The organism is Curtobacterium pusillum, from assembly GCF_007680845.1.
GTDB lineage: Bacteria > Actinomycetota > Actinomycetes > Actinomycetales > Microbacteriaceae > Curtobacterium > Curtobacterium pusillum_B.
Genome location: NZ_VEIY01000004.1, coordinates 40,510 through 60,622 on the forward strand (window position 1 = coordinate 40,510; position 20,113 = coordinate 60,622).

General features: G+C 68.6%; 20 protein-coding genes and 3 pseudogenes. 18 read left to right on the plus strand and 5 right to left on the minus strand.

The annotated features are described in order from the left end of the window. Nucleotides 1-157 precede the first annotated feature (157 nt). The 12 genes from FS825_RS10315 (at nucleotide 158) to pnuC (ending at nucleotide 12,123) form a co-directional block, all read left to right on the plus strand. On the plus strand, nucleotides 158-1,075 hold the full coding sequence (locus FS825_RS10315; protein WP_186377182.1) for an ABC transporter permease: 918 nt from the start codon (nucleotides 158-160) through the stop codon (nucleotides 1,073-1,075). Further along, nucleotides 1,072-1,941 carry an ABC transporter permease gene (locus FS825_RS10320; protein WP_144712660.1) on the plus strand — a complete coding sequence of 290 codons (870 nt, stop codon included), beginning with the start codon at nucleotides 1,072-1,074 and terminating at the stop codon, nucleotides 1,939-1,941. The genes FS825_RS10315 and FS825_RS10320 overlap by 4 nt, the downstream gene beginning before the upstream one ends. Before the next feature lie 126 nt (nucleotides 1,942-2,067). Beyond that, complete coding sequence (locus tag FS825_RS10325) at nucleotides 2,068-3,591, plus strand: ABC transporter substrate-binding protein (RefSeq protein WP_144712661.1); 1,524 nt, start codon at nucleotides 2,068-2,070, stop codon at nucleotides 3,589-3,591. Nucleotides 3,592-3,601: 10 nt separating this feature from the next. After that, on the plus strand, nucleotides 3,602-4,276 hold the full coding sequence (locus FS825_RS10330) for a cysteine hydrolase family protein (RefSeq protein WP_144712663.1): 675 nt from the start codon (nucleotides 3,602-3,604) through the stop codon (nucleotides 4,274-4,276). A gap of 86 nt (nucleotides 4,277-4,362) precedes the next feature. Next, nucleotides 4,363-6,036, plus strand: coding sequence for a dipeptide ABC transporter ATP-binding protein (locus tag FS825_RS10335; protein WP_144712665.1), 1,674 nt, complete (start codon nucleotides 4,363-4,365; stop codon nucleotides 6,034-6,036). Nucleotides 6,037-6,074: 38 nt separating this feature from the next. Beyond that, nucleotides 6,075-6,758, plus strand: coding sequence for a flavin reductase family protein (locus FS825_RS10340; protein ID WP_144712667.1), 684 nt, complete (start codon nucleotides 6,075-6,077; stop codon nucleotides 6,756-6,758). A gap of 148 nt (nucleotides 6,759-6,906) precedes the next feature. After that, nucleotides 6,907-8,223: an NtaA/DmoA family FMN-dependent monooxygenase gene (locus FS825_RS10345; protein ID WP_144712669.1), complete on the plus strand. Its 1,317-nt coding sequence runs from the start codon at nucleotides 6,907-6,909 to the stop codon at nucleotides 8,221-8,223. Between the two features lie 11 nt (nucleotides 8,224-8,234). Beyond that, a complete protein-coding gene (locus FS825_RS10350; protein ID WP_144712671.1) occupies nucleotides 8,235-9,548 on the plus strand; it encodes an NtaA/DmoA family FMN-dependent monooxygenase in 1,314 nt (437 codons plus the stop codon). 20 nt (nucleotides 9,549-9,568) lie between these two features. Next, nucleotides 9,569-10,402, plus strand: a complete 834-nt coding sequence (locus FS825_RS10355) for an alpha/beta fold hydrolase (protein WP_144712672.1) — start codon at nucleotides 9,569-9,571, stop codon at nucleotides 10,400-10,402. A 43-nt stretch (nucleotides 10,403-10,445) separates the two neighbouring features. Then, on the plus strand, nucleotides 10,446-10,943 hold the full coding sequence (locus FS825_RS10360) for a flavin reductase family protein (protein WP_144712674.1): 498 nt from the start codon (nucleotides 10,446-10,448) through the stop codon (nucleotides 10,941-10,943). Then, on the plus strand, nucleotides 10,940-11,455 hold the full coding sequence (locus FS825_RS10365) for an NADPH-dependent FMN reductase (protein WP_144712676.1): 516 nt from the start codon (nucleotides 10,940-10,942) through the stop codon (nucleotides 11,453-11,455). Before FS825_RS10360 ends, FS825_RS10365 begins: the two co-directional genes overlap by 4 nt. Further along, on the plus strand, nucleotides 11,455-12,123 hold the full coding sequence (gene pnuC, locus FS825_RS10370) for a nicotinamide riboside transporter PnuC (RefSeq protein ID WP_144712678.1): 669 nt from the start codon (nucleotides 11,455-11,457) through the stop codon (nucleotides 12,121-12,123). Before FS825_RS10365 ends, pnuC begins: the two co-directional genes overlap by 1 nt. A 476-nt stretch (nucleotides 12,124-12,599) precedes the next feature. Here the strand turns inward: pnuC and FS825_RS10375 are convergent. From FS825_RS10375 to FS825_RS10385, 3 genes and pseudogenes are all read right to left on the minus strand, one after another. Then, nucleotides 12,600-12,821: pseudogene (locus tag FS825_RS10375) on the minus strand (methionine synthase); the annotation flags it as partial. A gap of 121 nt (nucleotides 12,822-12,942) precedes the next feature. Further along, the gene (locus FS825_RS10380; RefSeq protein ID WP_144712680.1) at nucleotides 12,943-13,368 is read right to left on the minus strand and encodes a PRC-barrel domain-containing protein; all 426 of its coding nucleotides are present in this window, start codon (nucleotides 13,366-13,368) and stop codon (nucleotides 12,943-12,945) included. A 76-nt stretch (nucleotides 13,369-13,444) separates the two neighbouring features. Further along, nucleotides 13,445-14,434 (minus strand): carboxypeptidase-like regulatory domain-containing protein, encoded by a 990-nt coding sequence (locus FS825_RS10385; protein ID WP_144712682.1) that lies wholly within the window; start codon nucleotides 14,432-14,434, stop codon nucleotides 13,445-13,447. A 279-nt stretch (nucleotides 14,435-14,713) separates the two neighbouring features. Here FS825_RS10385 and FS825_RS10390 point away from each other — a divergent pair, with 279 nt between their 5' ends. The 6 genes and pseudogenes from FS825_RS10390 to FS825_RS19125 all read left to right on the plus strand — a co-directional run. Continuing rightward, the gene (locus FS825_RS10390; protein ID WP_144712684.1) at nucleotides 14,714-15,442 is read left to right on the plus strand and encodes a hypothetical protein; all 729 of its coding nucleotides are present in this window, start codon (nucleotides 14,714-14,716) and stop codon (nucleotides 15,440-15,442) included. Between the two features lie 70 nt (nucleotides 15,443-15,512). Beyond that, nucleotides 15,513-15,713: a PLD nuclease N-terminal domain-containing protein gene (locus FS825_RS10395; protein WP_186377183.1), complete on the plus strand. Its 201-nt coding sequence runs from the start codon at nucleotides 15,513-15,515 to the stop codon at nucleotides 15,711-15,713. Between the two features lie 14 nt (nucleotides 15,714-15,727). Then, nucleotides 15,728-16,222, plus strand: a pseudogene (locus tag FS825_RS19120) (serine hydrolase); the annotation flags it as partial. Between the two features lie 166 nt (nucleotides 16,223-16,388). Continuing rightward, nucleotides 16,389-16,574 carry a hypothetical protein gene (locus FS825_RS18940; RefSeq protein WP_260981118.1) on the plus strand — a complete coding sequence of 62 codons (186 nt, stop codon included), beginning with the start codon at nucleotides 16,389-16,391 and terminating at the stop codon, nucleotides 16,572-16,574. Next, on the plus strand, nucleotides 16,562-16,957 hold the full coding sequence (locus FS825_RS18945) for an SdpI family protein (protein WP_260981119.1): 396 nt from the start codon (nucleotides 16,562-16,564) through the stop codon (nucleotides 16,955-16,957). Before FS825_RS18940 ends, FS825_RS18945 begins: the two co-directional genes overlap by 13 nt. Nucleotides 16,958-17,331: 374 nt before the next feature. Next, nucleotides 17,332-17,619: pseudogene (locus FS825_RS19125) on the plus strand (CPBP family glutamic-type intramembrane protease); the annotation flags it as partial. Between the two features lie 339 nt (nucleotides 17,620-17,958). Here FS825_RS19125 and FS825_RS10410 read toward each other — a convergent pair. Both FS825_RS10410 and FS825_RS10415 read right to left on the minus strand, forming a co-directional pair. Continuing rightward, a complete protein-coding gene (locus tag FS825_RS10410) occupies nucleotides 17,959-19,008 on the minus strand; it encodes a methionine synthase (RefSeq protein ID WP_144712690.1) in 1,050 nt (349 codons plus the stop codon). 37 nt (nucleotides 19,009-19,045) lie between these two features. Continuing rightward, nucleotides 19,046-20,008, minus strand: a complete 963-nt coding sequence (locus FS825_RS10415) for a putative oxygenase MesX (protein ID WP_144712692.1) — start codon at nucleotides 20,006-20,008, stop codon at nucleotides 19,046-19,048. Nucleotides 20,009-20,113: the final 105 nt, after the last annotated feature.

Genomic DNA, 20,113 nt, shown 5'->3' on the forward strand with positions numbered 1-20,113 from the left:
CTGGTCGGCGGAAACCCCGTGGATCCCCGTACCCATGCGGATCGGCGGCGCGCAATCAAGCGTTACCGCGAGGTCACGGGGCGGAATCAATCGGCACCTAGCGTCATCTCCACGCGGGGACCCCTCCCCGCGACTGGCTGAGAGGAAGGGCCTCGACATGGTGCGCTTCATCGGCTCACGCATCGCGCGGATCGTCGTCACGGTCCTCGCGGTGCTCACGTTCGCGTTCATCCTCGCCCGGCTCACCGGCGACCCCGTCCGGCTCATGCTCCCCGACCAGGCCACCCAGGCCGACGTGGACGCAGCCCGGCACAGTCTCGGTCTCGACCGACCGCTCCTGGTGCAGTACGTCGACTTCATGGCCGGGGCGCTCCGGGGCGACCTGGGCCAGTCCATCCGGCAGGGACAGTCGGCGCTCGGGTTGGTGCTCGAGCGGCTCCCGAACACGGTCGAACTCGCGCTGACGTCGTTCGTCATCGGGTTCGTCCTCGCGGTCGCTCTCGCGGTGGTCGCGGAGACGACCGGGAGTCGTCGACTCCGGTCGACGCTGATGTGGCTCGCGACGGTCCGCCAGGCGATCCCGCCGTACCTGTTCGGGATCCTCCTGGTCCTCGTCTTCTCGGTCTCCCTCGGGTTGCTCCCCGCGATCGGACGGACGAGCTACGCGAGCTTCGTGCTCCCGGTGGCGACGATGGCGACCTTCGAGGTCGCGCTCTATCTGCGGCTCATCTCCTCGTCCTTCGACGAGTCACGGTCGCTCGACTACGTGCGCACGGCCCGTGCCAAGGGCGTGTCCCATGGGCGGATCGTCGTCCGCCACATGCTCCCCAACGCGTTGCTGCCGGTGATCACGATCGCCGGCATCAACCTCGGGGTGCTGATGGGGGGCACGGTCGTGCTCGAGATGGTCTTCAACTGGCCGGGCCTCGGACGTCTGATCGTGCAGGGCGTCACCGAGCGGGACTACCCGATCGTGCAGGCGGGTGTCGTGCTCATCGCGATGCTCTTCGTCGCCATCAACTTCATCGTCGACATGCTCTACGCGGTACTCGACCCGCGGGTGAGGCTCTCATGACACAGGCAACGACGCGACTCCGCAGTCGGACGCAGGCTCGTTCCCTCACGGCCGGACTGGTCGCCGCCGCCCCGTCGCTCGTCGTCGCGACCGTCATGCTCGCGATCGTCGCGCTCGTGGTCGTGGTCGTGCCGTTCCTGCCGACCTTCGACCCCTACTCGCAGGACCTGGCGAGCGCGCAACAGACACCGTTCACGACGGGCGCGCACGTGCTCGGGACGGACGCGCTCGGCCGCGACCTGCTCAGCCGGCTGTCGGTGGCGACGCGGACCTCGCTGGTCGTGGCGTTCGGCGCCGTGCTCATCTCGATGGTGCTCGGTCTCGCGATCGGCCTCGTCGCCGGTTGGCGCCGAGGGCGGCTCGACGCATTCCTGATGGGCGTCGCGGACGTGCAGCTCTCGATCCCCGTCGTGCTGCTCCTCATCGTGCTCGTCGCGGCGCTCGGCTCCAGCACGACCCTGCTCGTGGTCATGCTCGGCCTGACGAACTGGGTCGGCTACGGCCGCGTGTCCCGATCCATCGCGGTGTCCCTCAGGGAGCGCGAGTTCGTCACCGCGGTCACCGCCGCGGGCGGCTCCAGCTGGTGGGTGATCAGCAGGCACCTCCTGCCGAACGTGCTCCCGCAGATCGCGATCCTGGCGGCGTTCGAGATCGGGACGGTGATCACGATCGAGTCGTCGCTGTCCTTCATCGGCCTCGGCATCCAACCGCCGACCCCGAGCCTCGGCGGACTCATCGCCGACGGACAGAACTACCTGCAGACCAACCCTGCGCTCGTCGTCCTGCCCGCGCTGATGATCCTCATGGTCATCGGCGGGGTCCAGTTCGTCTCGCAGGGCATGTCCGCCCGCCGCGCGCGGCGCTGACACGGCCTGGAGGCACGACACGCCTCCGTCACGGACCACGCGTCCAGTGCGTCCCACCGCTCCTGCCCTCCCCGCTCCGCCCGTTCGTCCCGCCCCCGTACCCTCACCCGGAAGGGAACCTCCCTCATGGCAACACCCCGGATCCACCGACTGCTCCTCGCTGTCGGCCTCACCAGTGCCGCAGCCCTCGTGCTGACCGGCTGCGCGGGCTTCTCCTCCGCTGACTCAGGCGACTCCGCCGACGGCGGCACCAAGAGCACCGTGACCGCTGCCCTCACCGCCGAGCCGTCGACGCTCGACCCGGTCTTCGACACGAACCTCCAGTCCCTCAACGTGTTCGAGAACGTCTTCGACCAGCTCACCACCATCTCCACGGACGGCAGTGTCGGTCCGGGTCTCGCGACGAAGTGGTCCCACGACGACTCCCTGACCACGTGGACGTTCGACCTGCGCGACGACGCCGAGTTCTCCGACGGGTCGCCGGTCACCGCCGAGGACGTCGTCTACACGTACGAGACCGCGATGAAGGACCCGAAGTCGAACCTCGGCGGGTACATGACCGCGATCAAGTCCCTCGACGCCACGGACGACCACACCGTCGTCTTCCACCTCAACACGGCCTACGCGCCCTTCGACCGTCAGGTGACCCTCGTGTCGATCCTGCCGAAGGCGATCTACTCGAAGGGCGCCGAGGCCTTCGGACAGAAGCCGGTCGGCTCCGGTCCGTACGAGGTCGTCAAGTGGACCCACGGCGACTCCATCACGCTGAAGCGGAACCCGGACTACTGGGGGAAGCAGGGCACCTACGAGAACGTCGTGTTCCAGTTCGTGCCGGACGAGACCACCCGAGCCAACTCGGTTCGCTCCGGCGACCTCGACATCGCACTCCTCGGACCGGCGAGCGTCAGCACCGCGAAGTCGTCGGACGCGATCGACGTCGTGGACACGAAGTCGAACCGCGTGATCTACACCGGCTTCAACGCGACCGCGAAGTGGCTCGACGACGCCGACTTCCGGAAGGCCGTCAGCCTGGCGATCGACCGGAAGGCGATCTCGAAGGAGTTGATGGCCGGCACGACCGAGCCGGCGAGCCAGCTCGTCGCGTCGGTCACGCAGGGGTACGACTCCTCCATCAAGCCGACCGAGCAGGACGTGAAGGAGGCCAAGCGGCTCGTCAAGGCATCCGGGTACGACGGTTCCACGATCACGCTGAGCTACCCGACCACCACCCTTCCGCAGATCCAGCAGTTGGCGCAGTCGGTGCAGCAGTACCTCAAGGCGGTCGGCATCACGGTCAAGCTCGACGGGCAGGAGTTCTCGACCTTCTCGGCGAACTGGTTCGCGAGCAAGTTCGCCGGGCTCTACATCTACGCGTTCGCGCCGTCGGTGCTCGACGCCGACCTGCCGCTGACGATGCTCACGAAGTCGGGCGGTCAGGGCTACGCCAAGAACGCGCAGATCGACTCCCTGCTCGCGAAGGAGCTCGCGGAGCCCGACGAGGACGCGCGGGATGCCGACATTGCACAGATCTCGAAGATCGTGAACGACAACACGTACTACGCGCCACTCATCGCCGACACCTACACGTACGGCGTCACCAAGGGGCTCGACTGGACCCCTCGTCCCAACGGCATGATCCTCTTCAACTAGGAGTCGCACGATGACCACCACCATCCCCACCGAGAACACCGCCGTCATCGTCGTCGACATGCAGCGCGCGTTCTTCGACAACGACGACTCGCTCGGCCGCGCCGGCATCGACGTGACCCCGCTCCGACACGCCATCCCCGGCACCGTCGCACTCGTGGACGCGGCCCGGGCCGCTGGAGTCCCGGTGATCTTCACCCGCTACGTCTACATGCCGGGCATGGTCGACTTCGGGGTGACGAAGGGCGCGAAGGCGACCGACCGGGCGGCGGCGAACTCCCTCGGGTACGGCACCGACGAGATCGAGCTCATCCCGGAACTCGGCGCCCGTCCCGACGAGGTCGTCATCGACAAGTCGCGCCCCAGCGCGTTCTACGGCACGCGACTGGAGCCGGTCTTGACGAGCATGGGCATCCGCAACCTCGTGGTCTGCGGTGTCACGACCAACATCTGCGTCGAGACCACCGTGCGGGACGCCGGGCAGCGCGACTACGCCACCTACGTGGTGCGTGACGCGGTCGCCGAGTTCACGCCGGAGCGGAACCACTTCGCGCTCTTCGGCATGGGCTGGTCGTTCGGCGAGGTGGTCGAACTCGCCGACGTCGAGACGTCGTGGGGAGGCACTCCGTCCTTCGCCGGTACCCCGCAACCGCGCGTCGAGACACCGCTCCCGACCGTCGCCGTCTAGGCAGCTCCCCGCGCGGGTCGGTCGTCCACCGGCCGACCCGCGCTCCCCTCAACCCACCCCGGTACCTCCCTCCCGAAGGCAGACCAATGACCTCGCAGCCGCTCCTGTCCGTCCGCGACCTCGCAGTCACGTTCCAGACCCCGTCCGGCGACTTCGAGGCGATCAGGGACGTGTCGTTCGACCTGACCGCGGGTGAGACGCTCGCGATCGTGGGCGAGTCCGGCTCGGGGAAGTCGACCACCGCCGCGAGCGTGAACCGACTCCTGGCGGACAACGGGCACATCTCCGCCGGGAGCATCGTGTTCGACGGCACGCCGATCCACCACGCGCCGGAGCGCACCATGGTCGGGATCCGCGGGAAGGGCATCGGCCTCGTGCCGCAGGACCCGATGTCGAACCTCGACCCGATCCACCGCATCGGCACGCAGATCCGCGAGGCACTCGAGGTCCACGGGCTCGCGAAGGGGGCCGCCGCACGCACCCGGGTGGTCGAGCTGCTCGAGATGGTCGGCATCCCGGAGGCGGCGCGCCGAGCACGGCAGTACCCCCACGAACTCTCCGGTGGCATGCGGCAGCGCGTGCTCATCGCGATGGGCCTCGCGTGCCGCCCGAAGCTCCTCATCGCGGACGAACCGACGAGCGCCCTCGACGTCACCGTGCAGCGGACGATCCTGGACGAGCTCGACCGGCTCACGAGCGAGCTCGGCACCGCGGTCCTCCTCATCACGCACGACCTCCCGCTCGCCGCCGAACGTGCCGACACCGTCCTCGTGATGTACCGGGGCGACGTCGTCGAGCAGGGGTCCGCCGGTGCGCTCCTCGCGAGGCCCCAGCACGAGTACACGCAGCGTCTCCTCGCGGCCGCGCCCGACTTCGGGTCCGTCCGCCTCGTCGGCGACGGGCCGGTGACCACGTCCGCCTCCGCGTCGGACGGGGGCGTCCCCGCGCTTCCGGAGCCCCTCGTCCGACTCACCGAGGTCCGCAAGGAGTACCCCGTCCGGTCTGCCGGCTGGCGCCGGGAGGAGCCGTTCGTCGCGGTCGCCGGGTCGTCGTTCGAGATCGCCCGTGGCGAGACCGTCGCGGTCGTCGGCGGCTCCGGGTCAGGGAAGTCGACGACCGCGAAGATGGTGCTCGGTCTCGAACGACCGACCAGCGGATCGATCACGTTCGACGGGGCCGAGGTCGCCGGGCTCCGCGGCGCCGAACTGATGCGGTTCCGGAGTCGAGTCCAGCCCGTGTTCCAGAACCCGTACGGATCCCTCGACGCCCGTTGGACCGTCCGCCGGAGCATCGAGGAACCGATGGTCCTGCACGGCATCGGCGATGCCGCCTCGCGACGTGCCCGGGCGCTCGACCTCCTCGACCGGGTCTCCCTGCCGGCCGCGACCGCCGACAAGCTGCCCAACGAGATGTCCGGCGGCCAGCTGCAGCGTGTCGCGATCGCCCGAGCACTGGCGTTGCAGACCGACCTGGTCGTCCTCGACGAGGCGGTCTCCGCCCTCGACGTCGTCGTCCAGGAGCAGATCCTCGAGCTGCTCGTCGCGCTGCAGCAAGAGCTCGGCCTGGCCTACCTGTTCATCAGCCACGACCTGGCCGTCGTGCGGATGGTGTCGCACCGGGTGCACGTGATGGACCACGGTCGGATCGTGGAGTCCGGCACGCCGGAACAGATCTTCGGTGACCCCCAGGACGCGTACACCCGCACCCTCCTCGCCGCCATCCCGGGGTCGCGCCTCCTGGACGACGACCGCGCGGCCTGACCGGCGGAAGACCATCCCTCAACGCAGGAGCTCAACGCATGTACCTCGACACCTCGTCCGAGCACATCGACTTCATCTGGATGATCAAGAACGCGGTCGTCCCACGGCCCATCGCTTGGATCGGGTCGGTGTCCCCGCAGGGCGGCTACAACCTCGCGCCGTACAGCTACTTCCAGCTCGTGACCATGGACCCGCCGATGCTCATGGTCTCCTTCACGGGCTCCAAGGACACCCTCGACAACATCCGGCACACCGGAGACTTCGTGGTGAACCTCGTCACCGAGGGCTTCGAGGCGGACCAGACGGACACCGCCGCACTGTTCGACGCGACGGTCGACGAAGCCGCGCTGCTCGGACTGGCCACGACGCCGAGCACCGAGGTGGTGCCGCCCCGACTCGCGGGCGCGAAGGTGGCGTTGGAGTGCCGAGCGACCGAGGAGAAGGAGATGCCCGGCGCGACCCTCGTGTTCGCCGAGGTCTTGGGCGTGCACACCGACGACGGGGTCCTCGATGACCGCGGTCGCATCGACATCGAGCGCTACCGGCCGGTCGGACGTCTCGGTGGCGCGCTCTACACGACGGTCACCTCGGCGTACCGGATCCCGGTGCCCGCGGCGGAGGACGTGCTCGCCGGGTACCGCTCCGGCGTATTGGCAGGAGCAGTCGCGGATCGCACCACCGGGGTCCCGGAAGTCGAGGCGGATATCCGGTCGACGACCTGAAATCCCAGGTCAGCAGTGCCTCGCCGGGTGCGGTGGTCCGCGTAATCGAATCCTCACCACGGCGACCGCGAGGCGAAATCGCGCACTGCTCGAATTGACCGCAGCAGCACCCGTCCCCACGTCCCACCCGTTCCCACCAGGAGTACGCATGGCCGCCGACCCGTTCCACCTCGCGTGGTTCACCCCGTTCAAGACCCCCGCGTGGAAGTCCCCGTGGGCGGCCGACACCCCGTTCACATGGCTCAACGGCGAGTACTACATGGACATGGCGCGCTCGCTCGAGCGGGCCGGGTTCGACTTCATGATGTTCGAGGACTCGACCCTCGTCAGCGACACGTACGGCGGCACCACCGAGAACGACCTGAAGCACGGCCTGCACTCCCCGAAGGGGGACCCGGTACCGCTGCTGCCGATGCTGGCGCAGGTCACGGAGCACATGGGCTTCATCGCGACGATGTCGACCTCGTTCTACTCGCCCTTCATTCTCGCCCGCGTCATGGCGACCATGGACCACCTCACGAAGGGTCGCGTCGGCTGGAACGTCGTCACGAGCTCGGAGGACCTGGCCGGCAAGAACTACGGCCTCGACCACTTGCTGCAGCACGACGAGCGGTACGAGATGGCCGACGAGTTCATCAGCGTGGTGAAGGCGCTCTGGGACTCGTGGGAGCCGGGCGCCATCGTCGCGGACCGCGAGACGGGGTACCTCGCCGACCACACCAAGGTGCACCCGATCCACCACGAGGGCAAGTACTTCAAGGTCCGCGGCCCACTGAACCTGCCGTCCGGCCCCCAGGGGCACCCGGTCATCTGCCAGGCCGGCGGATCCCCGAAGGGCCGGGACTTCGCATCGCGACACGCCAACGTGCTGCTCTCGGCTCCCAAGGGCGTCGACCAGATGCGGGAGTACCGCGACGACATCCGCGCCCGCGCCGTGGAGCACGGACGGGACGCCGACGACGTGAAGGTCATGTACATCGTCCAGCCCGTGCTGGGTGAGACGCAGGCGGACGCGGACGAGATCGCCCGCCGCCGCAACGAGCTGACGCAGGACCAGATCGAGACGATCCTCGGGATCATGTCGATCACCACCGAGGTCGACTTCAAGCAGTTCGACCTCGACGCGCCGCTGCCCGACGACGTGACGACCAACGGCCACCAGTCGGGGCTCGAACAGTTCCGCAAGCGCACGCAGGGCAAGACCATCCGCGAGGCGCTCATGGGACAGCAGACCGAAGCCGTCGAGCTCGTCGGCACGCCCGCGTCGGTCGCGGCGCAGATGGACGAGGTCATGGAGGCAGTCGGCGGTGACGGGTTCCTCATCCGCGGCGAACCCGTGCGCACGCACTCCCGGCGCTACATCGACGAGATCGCATCGGGTCTGGCACCGGAGCTCCGCAAGCGCGGGTTGATCCGCTCCGACTACCCCGAGTCCACGTTCAAGGCGAACCTCGCCGCCTTCTGAGGGAGACCATCGTGACCGCATCTCCGTTCCACCTCGGGTGGTTCTGCAACGGGACGTCGGTGCCCGCATGGGCGCAGCCGTTCTCCGGTTCGATCGGTGACGACTGGCAGGACGCGCAGATCTTCGTCGATCTGGCCCGTGCCATGGAACGCGCGAAGTTCGACTACGTGCTCATCGAGGACAACACCTTCGTCGGGGACCGCTACGGCGACTCGATGGAGGTGTACCTGAAGTACGCGATGCAGGCCCCCCGCCAGGACCCGATGATCGTGGCGACGCTCCTCGCCCAGGCCACCGAACGGCTCGGCATCATCGCGACCGCTGGGACCTTCGCCTACCACCCGTACCTGCTCGCCCGGATGGCTGGCACCCTCGACCAGCTCTCGAAGGGGCGCTTCGGCGTGAACGTCGTGACCGGCACCAGCGACCGTGCGCTGCAGAACTACGGCCACGCCGGCATGGACGAACACGACGCGCGCTACGAGACCGCCGAGGACTTCGTCCGGGCCATGACCGCCCTGTTCGACACGTGGGAGCCGGGCGCCGTCGTCGCGGACCGTCGGACCGAGACGTTCGCCGACCACACGAGAGTGCGGTACGCCGATCACCGCGGACCCTTCTACTCCACCCGTGGCCCGCTGAACTCCGGACCCGTGCCGCAGGGTCGGCCGGTGATCTCGCAAGCCGGGGGGTCGCCCCGTGGCATCGCGTTCGCGGCGCAGCACGCCGACACGATCGTCGCCATCCACTCCTCGCCCGAGAAGGCACGCGACTACCGGGACCGAGTGCGCGAGGCCGCGGCCGCAGCGGGCCGTGATCCCGACGACGTGAAGGTGCTGTTCGGTGTCTGGCCGATCGTCGGCTCGAGCGAGGCGGAGGCCCGGCAGCGTGCCGACGAGCGCGTGCAGCTCGCGATGGACAACATCGACATCCCCCTCGCGACGATGTCCAAGTCGACGGACATCGACTTCTCGACCGTTCCACTCGACACGCCGCTCGGCGAGCTCGAGCTCGCGACGAACGGCACGCAGAACTTCGCGCTGTACCGGGAGCGGAACGCCGCCCTCACCCTGCGGGAAGCGGTGGCCCGGGAGGCCGGGGGAGCCGGCCCGGCACTCGTCGGATCGGTCGAACAGGTCGCCGACCAGCTCGAGGCGTTCGCCGACGTGTCGGGCGGCGACGGATTCCTCATCGGAACCAACGGCGTCACCCGTCGGTTCATCGCCGAGATCTGCGACGGACTCGTGCCGGAGCTCCAAGCGCGCGGTCTGACACGGACCGAGTACGACCACGAGCACCTGCGGGACAACCTGCGGGCGTTCTGACGACCGAGAGAGGAACGACCATGCGCGGATACGTCGACACCGAGTGGGGCCAGGTGCACTACCGGGCCGGAGGGCCGGCTCCAGCGGACGCGAGCTGCGTCGTCGCGATGTACCACGAGTCACCCCGGACCTCAGCGGTCTACCAACCCGTCCTCGACGCCTTCGCCGACGACGTCGCAGTGCTCGCCTTCGACACCCCCGGCTTCGGCCAGTCGGACGACGCACCGGCCGACCGACCCCTCGCCGACTACGCATCGGTGTTGCTCCAGGCGCTCGACGCACTCGGGGTCGACCGGTTCCTGCCCGTCGGCATGAAGACCGGTTCCGCACTCGTCACGGCGATGGCGGTCGAGGCGGGGGCAGACCGGGTGCCAGGGGCCGTGCTGTACGCGCAGGAGGAGCCCGACGACGACGCATTCGAACGCTGGGCGACGGACTGGGCTCCGCCGATCACGTTCCCGGCTGATGGCTCGACCCTGACGAAGCTGTACGCGAAGAACGTCGGTCTGTACGGGACCGAGCACCCGAGGGTCCTCTACGAAGCGGTCGCCGACGCGATCAGCAACGCGGACCGCTACGCGTCCGTCTACCCGGCGGTCTTCCGTGGACACCGGCAGACCTGGGACGACATGCACACCCTCGTCGCCGCTGGCGTGCACCTCACGGTGCTCGAGCCTCCGACCGCGCAGTTCACGGACCACGACCCCATCGTCTTCGGCGTCGTTCCCGGGACGCACGTCCTGCCGATGCCCACCACCGGGCAGTTCCCGACCCTCGCCACGAGCGCGTTCGTCGACGCCGTGACCGGTGCACTGCACCGGTCGGGTCTGGTTGCCCCGATCGCCGCCGCCTGACACCGCTGCACGTTCCCGATCCGTCCGACCCCGAGGAGCACCGATGTTCACCTCTCCGTCCACCGCCGACCCTGCTCTGCTCCGTCAGGCGTTCTCCGGCTTCCCGTGCGGTGTCGCCGCGCTGTCCGCCGTCGTCGACGACGAGCCGACCGTCCTCGTCGCGTCCTCGTTCACGGTCGGCGTCTCGCAGGACCCGCCCCTCGTCATGTTCGCGGTGCAACACACCTCCACCACGTGGCCGACGCTCGCCGGAGCACCGTCCATCGGGGTGTCGATCCTCGGGGAGCGGCACGAGACGGTCACGCGGCAGCTCGCGTCCCGGGACAAGTCCGTCCGGTTCATCGGAGTGGACACGATGGTGTCCGACACCGGGTCCGTGTTCCTGGAAGGAGCGCCGATCTGGCTGGACTGCGCGGTCGAGCACACCTACCCGGCCGGCGACCACGACATCGTGGTGCTCCGGGTGAACGGCCTGATGTCCGACTTCACGCACAGCCCCCTCGTGTGGCACCGGTCCTCGTTCGCGAAGCTCACCGCATGAGCAGCCCCGCGGTGACCGTCGTCGCGGGGAACCCGAAGCCGGCGTCCCGGACGCTCGAGGCCGCTCGCCTCGTCGCCCAGGCCGTCACGGGGTCTCCGCCGACCACGGTGATCGACGTGATCGACCTCGGCCCGGCACTGCTCGGTTGGGGCGATCCAGCAGTGACGGAGGCGGTCAGGGCCGTCGCGGCCTCGGATCTGGTGGTGGTGGCTTCACCGACGTTCAAGGCGACGTACTCCGGGGTGCTCAAGCTGTTCCTCGACCAGTTCGCCACCGGCGACGGTATGGCGGGTGTGACCGCCGTGCCCCTCATGCTCGGGGCCGGGCCGACCCACCACCTCGCGCCCGAGCTGCTCCTCAAGCCGGTGCTCGTCGAACTCGGAGCGGTCGTCCCCGTGCAGGGGCTGTACCTCTCCGACCGCGGCTTCGCGGAACCGGATGCGCTCGCTCCGTGGTTGGGGCGCTGGGGGTCGGCGATCACGGCGTCCCTGGCCGGCAGTCATCCGCGCTGATGCACGTGCTCGACTGGTTGTTCGACGCGCAGCTCGTCATCGGTGACCAGACGGTGTTGTGGCGTGAGGTGATCGGCAACGTGTTCGGGCTGCTGAGTGCCCTCGGCGGGATGCGTCGGAAGGTGTGGGCGTGGCCGGTGGGGATCGTCGGCAACGTGCTCCTCTTCACCGTGTTCATGGGGGCGCTCTTCGACACCCCGAACCCGGTGAACCTGCTCGGTCAGGCGGGCCGGCAGGTGATGTTCGTGATCGTCAGTGTGTACGGCTGGTACCGGTGGACGCACCGCCCCGATCATGCGACGACCGTCGTGGAGCCGCGCTGGGCCTCCTGGAAGACCCGCGGGCTGTTGGTGCTGGCGCTGGTGGGTGGGACCGCGGTCCTGACGCCGGTGTTCCGTGCGCTGGGGTCGTACGAGCCGGTGTGGAGCGACGCGTGGATCTTCGTCGGGTCGCTGTTGGCGACGTACGGGATGGCGAAGAGGTGGGTGGAGTTCTGGCTGATCTGGGTCGCGGTCGACCTGGTCGGTGTGCCGCTGTTGTTCTCGGCGGGGTACTACGCCTCCGGCCTGATGTACGTCTTCTACGGGGTGTTCACCCTCACCGGGTTCTTCGTCTGGATGCAGCAAAGCCGCAAGCCCTCCGCAGCTCCGGTCACCGTCGGCGGGTAGCGGACGCACCCACAGGGCGGACGGGAGGCGCGATGCCTGCTGGAACCGCGCCTCCCGTCCGGACCTGGTCGCGTTCGCGACCGGTGAGGTCCTCCCTGGTGACCTCAGCAGTCACCAGCGAGCTCGCTCCGGGAGGTTCGCCGCGCCGGCTGCGCGCCGGGCTTGTCCAGCGCCGCGTGAGAAGTTCCGCAAGTACAGCGATGACGATCAGTGCTGATCGACCGTGTTGCAACTGATCGCCATCGTGATGCCAGAGAAGCGCGCTTCGAGGAATGGAGCGATCGTGCCGACGGCTGCCTCGGATCCTGCCGCTTCCTCCATCGCTCCTCGGATGCCAGCAGCACTGGGGAGCGTGAGCGCGCCTTCGTTAACGATGTACCGGTAGCAGGTGTGACCGATCTGTCGGTCGGACGGCAGCCGCGAGTCCCGACGGCCGACGCAACGAACCGGGGTCTCCAGCGTCCCGACGGGACGCCGGCACCGACGAGCTCGGCCCGCGCGCTGTCCGCACCCGCGGACAGCGCGCCGAGCTTGTTCAGCGCAGCGCCCCTTGCCAGCGGAGCCATGCCGCAGTTGGAGCTCGGGATGAGCTTGTCGACGTCGACGAACTCGAGCGCCCTCCGCAGCACCTCCGCGACTTCCTCCGGCGTCTCGACGGTCTCGGTCGCGACGTCGATCGCCCCGAGCATGAGAAGCTTCCAGTCTGTACTCGCGTTCGTCGGCGACTCAGTCGATGCTCCTCATCGGGCCACCGACACCTCGCGGTCGAGCGTCGGATCCGCGCCACCGCTCTCGCGGACGTCGTCGCCCCAGCGCTGCTCAGGCCGGTGGCGTCGTGCCCGCACCCTCGGTGTCGTCTGCGCCCGCCGGGCCGGTACCGGCCTGGTCGAGGTTCTCGTGCGAGTCGCCCATGTCGCCGGTCGCCTTGCCTGCGGGGGAGAGCCCGAAGTGCTTGCGGACGGCGTTCGCCTCGGTGACGGACATGGTGTTCCCGTCTCCGGGGGAGGGCGCGTCCTTGATCGCGCTCTTCGTGCACCCGACGTGCAGGACTGTGCCGTCGAAGGTGGCGTCCTCGACCGGGACGAGCGTGTGGTGACTCCCGAGCAGCCCTGTCGCGACGCTGACGAACGCGGCGCTGCCGTCCTCGTCGGAGGGGAACACCTGTGCGACCTTGCCGACCGATGCGCCGTCGCGGTCTCGGACGGGCGCGTTCTCGACCTCGTGGATCTCGTTCTTGGTGATCATGTGTGCAGTCAACGCTCCAGGCCTGACCCGTCAGTGTCAGGGGTCGTGAGGCGAGCCCGGGGGCTTCACGGGGTACTCAGCGCGTGGCTGTCTCGGAGAACGACCCGCCCCAGAAGTTGTGACCGCCGAACACGGCCTTCACCGGGACTGCCTGTGCCCGGTCGGTGACGTACCGGTACACACCACCGGGACGTGCGAGCCACAGCACCTGAGCGGGCGTTGCGGGTGTCGCCGTCGTGCGCAGTTCCACCAGGTACTGCCCGGACGGGATCTGGAACTGCGCCGTCTGTTCGTTGTCGAGCAGCGTGGAGAACCTGGTGGAGAACGACGCTCCGGTCGTCGCCTTCGTCACCGTGACACTCGCGCCGCTGAGTTGCGCCGACGGGTCGCGGGACGCCGAGGCGGCGTAGACGATCAGGTCGTAGTCGCTGTGCGCGTAGTGCCGCGACAGCGTGACCTGCGACGCCGGGAGCGTCCCGCGCTGCTGGTACACCCGGGTCTTCCAGACCGCGGGCGACGCAGTCCCGCTGGCGTACGCCTCGATGCGGTACTTCCCGGTGCTGAGTCCGACGAACTGGTACTTGCCCGCGCTGTCGGAGGTCGTCCGGAACACCTGCGATGTGTCGTCGTTCCATGCGTACATGAGGCGTCCGGCGGCGGGTCCGGTGGGGCCGACAACCTCGCCCTGGACGGTGGCACCGATCACGAGCGGCAAGGTGACCGGGACCGTCGAACCACTGCGGACCTCGATGTCCGAGCGGAGACCGGGGGCGTAGGTCTCGGCACCGTGCTGTGGGAGTTGCCGCGTACCCACAGTGACGGTGTCCGGTGCGGAGATGCCGGTGAACGTCGCGGTGCCGTCATCGTCGGTGGTGGCGTTCCCGACGACGGCGTCGGTGCCGATCGCTGCGAGTTCGACGTCCGCCAATCGGATCGCGGTGCCGTCCGGCGTCGTGAGCTGCACGGTGATCGTTCCCGATCCGGCCGCGGTCGCTGGCGGCGCGAGGCCGATCAGCGCTCCGACGGCCAGTGCAACGACCAGTGTCGTCCCCGTGATCAGTCGCATCGCGTTCCCCGATCTTCCGCCAGTGGTGCGTTGGCTGGGACTGTACGCGGCTGGCTGACTGCGGGGAACGTACCTCGCGCTGGAGCATGTCGAGCATTGTCATCCCTCGGGCGACGCCCGGCGCACGACCGCATGCTCTCTCCCCGAGTCCGGAAGCGACACGCCCGGTCCGCGTCTGAAGTTGCGTATCTGATGTATCAATGACTTGACTGCTCACTGTCGGCAACGCTGCCGACGACGAGACCTGGCGTTGGGGCCGGAAAGTGAGGGGAAAGCTTCATGAAGCAGCCGACTTGCGGACGGATCGCCTCGATCGGCGCGGTGTGCGCCGTCGTCGCCACCTCCATCATGTGTGCCGCGCCAGCCGCCGCCAGCGACGTTGCCGCTCCGCGAACGCCGTCCGCAGTGTTGTCGGCCATCCGCGCCGACCTCGTTGCTTCCGGAGCTTCGTCGGACGTCGCGGCCTTCGACCACCTCAGCGCTGAACAGCGGCACGAGCTCGCCTCGTACTTCTTGGATCCGGCTGTTGCGTCTGCCGCAACTGCCGCCTCCGACGAGAGGGTGCTTGGCCCTGAGACCGTTCGCGCGAACGGGGACTTCGAGTGGGGAGAGGTGGAGCCGTCGGAGGCCGTGCAGAACGAAGATGGCGTCGGGATCGGGACGAGGGCGGCATCGCGGTCGTCCTGGGGTACGCAGTGGTTCTCCTTCGCTGGAATCAGGCTCACCGAGACGAAGGTCTCGATGTCGTACGAGTACAGCGGTACTGCCGCGAGGAAGATGCTCGGTTACTCGTGCACGGTGGTCAGGAACGTCCAGCCGTTCACTCAGGTGACGACCTCCAAGAGCAGCGGCTACATCAGTGGCGGACAGGCCACCGCGAAGTGCAAGGTCGTCGTGAAGCGAGGCGTGCCGACCCCATGGGGAACGATTGCGTGGAGCACCTACTCCGCGGTGCAGCGCCTCAGCGCCAAGGGAAACGGCGCGATCACGTACAACCGCTGGGAGTGAACGAGATGATGCCCGGGCGGAGAAGCACACGATGAGTCCACTCGTTCCGACGGCGCTCGACGGAGTGCTGATGACCGTGTCCGTTGTTGCGCTGTTGCTCGCACTCGCAGCGTTCTTGTCGCTGATCCGATCGGGTTCGACTTCTGGCCGCCGTTTGCTCGCATGGACTGTCGTCGTCCTCTTCGTCCCGATCATCGGGCCGGCAACGTGGTTCGTGGCACGGCACCGCGAGCGGTCGACCGAACCCGACGATGACGGCTTCGGCTCGTAGTGGTCGGAGCCGTTGTGCGAGATCCGCGGACGATATCCGGCCACTGGCGCGCGAGCGTTCGTGCGGCCGACGGCTGGCGAACCGTCCGTGAGCCCCGCGGCCCGTACGCCACCGCCCCACTGCTCGAATGGGGGAGCATCACGAAGGGGATCGTGGGCACCACGGCCTGGCTCACCCTCGAGGTCGATCGGCCGGTCGCGCACTACCTCCCCGGCGTGTCCGACGCCGAGATGACCGTCGCGGACCTGGTCCACCACACCTCCGGGCTGCCGCGACTTCCGCCCACGATGCGTGACAGCGTGTTCGGCGATCCGTACCGGGAGGCCGTCGGCGTTCCCCTCGACCCGGCAACCGCGGTGCCGGTCACACCCTGTGGCCGGTTCGTGTACTCGAACCTCGGGTACGCGCTCCTCGGTGCAGTGCTCGACGAGGTGCACGGTGACTGGTTCGACGCCGTGCGCGAGCAGGTCCTCGAGCCGGCGGGCATCACCTCGGCGGCACTCGTGCCTGCCGAGGGAGAGCGCGTGGTGCCGAAGCTCTTCGGTCGCGCGATCACGCCGTGGGCGCTCGGGGCGTCGTCCTTCGCGTCGGCAGGGGGGCGTCTGGTCCACGTTCGACGATCTCTGTCGCTATGCCGACTGGGCGCTCGAGCCGGGAGCTCGGTCCGCGCGCACCGTGAGCTGGCAGCGCGAGGGGGCATCGACCTGGATCAACGGAGAGGTCCGAGCGGCAGGAGCGGTCATCGCCGACGCGGCCGGAGTCACTGCTGTCGTCCACACGCTCGCGAAGGCTCCGCATGCGGCCGATGCGATCGCCACGGCGCTGATCGAGCAGGAGGTGCGGCAGTCGTGCGACGACTGATCCTCCAGCCGGGCGCTCGCCCGGCCCGACTGAGAAAGGGAGAGAGATTGATCTTCGTCGAGATGGCTGCCGCCGTGTTGACCGTGGTCTCCGTCGTCCTGCCGGCGCGCGGTGTCGTCGGCCGGAACGCGTTCGTCGGTGTCCGCACGCGAACGACGATGCAGGACCCGGCAGCATGGCGCCGGGGACACCAAGCTGCTGTGCTCCCGACCAGCGTTGCCGCGGCTGGCGTGATCGTTCTCGGGACGACCGCAGCTCTGACAGAGCGGGCGAGCAGCGTGTTCGCGGTGGTCCTCTGCGCTGCCGTGCTGCTGGCCGGCGGTCTGTGGAGCGTGGCAGCCGCGCACCGAGCAGTCCGGAAGGCGCCTGATGCCGCGCGTTGACGGTGGGACGGTCCGCTGGACGCCGGTCCTGGTCTTCACGGTCCTGGCTTGTGCTCTCGCGTGGCTCGTCTGCCTCCCCCCTCTGGATCGATCCGGCAGGCTTGGCGTCGGCACACGCGTTGTGGGTTCTGCCGGCGATGATGTTCACACCCTGCGGAGCAGCGGCGATCGTGGTGCTGCTGCAGCAACGTGTTCCCGTGCGTCAGGCGCTCCGGCGGCTCGGGATCGTACCGATGCGACCTGTCGGAAGGCTGGTGCGCTTCTCGCTCGGCGCGATCGTCCTGCTCTCGCTCGTCGTCCTCGCCGGCATCGCCGTCGCCGCACTCCTGCGTCTCGTTCGCCTCGACCTCGACACGTTCAGCGGGTACGCCGCGATGCTTCCCGAGGAAGCGCGGGACGTCTCGCCGATCGGTCTGCTCGTGCTCGTGCAGGTCGTGGCGATCCCGATCGCTGCGGTGCCGAACGGGGTGCTCGCATTCGGGGAGGAAGTCGGGTGGCGCGGGCTCCTGCAGCCGGCGCTCCGGCCGCTCGGGGACTGGCCGTCCGTACTGATCACCGGTGTGGTCTGGGACGTCTGGCACAGCCCGATCATCCTGTTGGGCTACGACTTCGATCGTCCGGACTTGTTCGGGGTCTGCCTGATGATCGTCGGATCCACGGCCGTCGGGACGTTCCTCGGCTGGCTCCGGATCTGGAGCGGCTCCCTGTGGCCCGCCGTCCTCGGGGCACGGTGCGTTCAACGCATCGGGCGGCGTGGTGCTGCTGTTCTCATCGGCGGAGTACCCGCCCGACCTCGCCCTCGCGGGCCCGCTCGGCGTCGGGACCTGGATCGTCGCAGCAGTGTTCGCGACGATCGTCATGGCGAGCGCACGTCGAATCCGGGATCGTGCTCGAGTACGAAGGTGACGCCCGCACCGACGCGACCTGTCGGTCGGACGGCAGCCGCGCCTCCAGGCAGGATCGAGAGCCGAGCATCCGCCCGGCGCAACGAGCAGGGGCGACTAGCGTCCCGCCGGGACGGCAGCGCCGACGAGCTCGGCCCGCACGATGTCCGCGCCAGCGGACAGCGCGCTGAGCTTCGCGAGCGCCGCGCCCCGCGCCAGCGGAGCCATCCCGCAGTTCGAGCTCGGGATGAGCTTGTCCGCATCGACGAACTCCAGAGCCCGACGGAGCACCTCCGCGACCTCCTCCGGGGTCTCGACGGTCTCGGTCGCGACGTCGATCGCTCCGAGCATGACCTTCTTCCCACGGATGAGCTCCACGAGGTCGATCGGTACGTGCGAGTGGATGCTCTCGAGGGAGACGATGTCGATCGAGGACTGCTGCAGGAGCGGGAAGGACTGCTCGTACTGCCGCCACTCGGCCCCGAGTGTCTCCTTCCACTTGTTGTTTGCCTCGATGCCGTAGCCGTAACAGATGTGCACGGCGGTCTCGGCGCGGAGGCCCTCGGCAGCGCGCTCGAGTGCGGCGACGCCCCAGTCCTGCACCTCGTCGTGGAAGACGGTGAAGGCGGGCTCGTCGAACTGGATGATGTCGACGCCGGCGGACTCGAGCTCCCGAGCCTCTTGGTTGAGGATCGTGGCGAACTCCCACGCCAGCTTCTCGCGGCTCTTGTAGTGCTGATCGGAGAGCGTGTCGATCATCGTCATCGGGCCGGGGAGCGCCCACTTGATCGGACGGTCGGTCTGGGCACGCAGGAACTTCGCGTCCTCGACGAACACGGGCTGGCGACGGCTGACGGCACCGACGACGGTCGGGACGGCGGCGTCGTACCGGTCACGGATCCGGACGGTCTCCTTGCGCTCGAGGTCGACACCGTCGAGGTGCTCGATGAACGTCGTGACGAAGTGCTGGCGGGTCTGCTCGCCGTCACTCACGATGTCGATGCCGTGGCGCTCCTGCTCGTGGACGGCAGCCCGGAGTGCGTCGTGCTTGCCCTCGGTCAGCGCTGCGCCGTCGAGGAGCCAGGGGGACCAGAGCCGCTCGGGCTCGGCGAGCCAGGACGGCTTCGGCAGGCTGCCGACGATCGAAGTGGGAAGGAGAGAGCTCATGGAAGTGATGGTCCAGTCAGTCAGAGGGCAGAGGAAGTCAGCGGGCGAGGGCTGATTCAGCCCACCGCTCGAGGAGTGCTCGGTGCGGCTTCACGAGGTGCTCCTCGGTGTACCGGCCCTGGGTGATGGCGAGGCGGCTGCGCTCCTCGCGGTCGTAGGTGACGGGCGGCGTCGAGAAGTCCGTGTGCTCGAGGCTCGGGCGGTAGGTGCTCGGTGCGGCGGTGTTCGCGTTGTAGATCTCCGGCCGGTAGATCTTCTGGAACGTCTCCATGGTGGCGATCGTGCCGACGAGCTGCAGGTCCGAGTAGTCGTTGGCGACGTCGCCGCGGGAGTAGAACGCGAGCGGCGCCTTCCCGCCCGGGGGCATGAAGTAGCGCACCTGCATGCCCATCCGGCCGAAGTAGTCGTCGGTGAGCGAGGAGTGCTCGTGGTGGTACTCCGCGCCGAGGACCGGGTGGACGGTCTCCGTCTGCTGGTAGGTCTGGCTCGTCGAGACGCTGATGCAGACGACGGGCTCGGCATCGAACTGCGAGCGGAAGGCATCCGACTCCAGGAAGCGCTGGAAGAGCGCCCCGTGGAGCTGGCCGAAGTCGTCCGGAACGCCCCCAGCGGACGGCAGCAGCACCGCGAAGTCGTAGTCACGCAGGTACGAGGAGAAGTTGTTGCCCAGGATCCCCTGGTGGCGTTCGCCGGTGTGCTGGTCGACGATCGTGACGTCGAGCACCTCGATCAAGGGGAACTCACCGTCCGCGCTCCCGTCGACGAAGTGTGCGGTGACCGAGACGATGTCGAGCTCGACGCTGTAGCGGTCGGCGTCAGCCCCTGATGCCAGGTCGTTGGCGCGCTCGTCGATCATGGCCAGGGCGTTCCGGAGGTTCTGCTGACGGTGCTCGCCGCGCGCCAGGTTGGCGAAGTTCGTGGTCAGCCGGGAGCTGTCGGCGGGGGAGTAGTCCTCGTCGAAGCGGGTCCTGGTGATGCTGAAGGTGAGGTCGTTCGCCATGTCGGCAGTCCGTACGTCGAGCGCCCGAGGGCGCTGTTGGAGGTGTCCCTCGATCATGACGGGAGGCGCGGGTCATCAGGTAATCCGGAATCACTATGCGCAGGT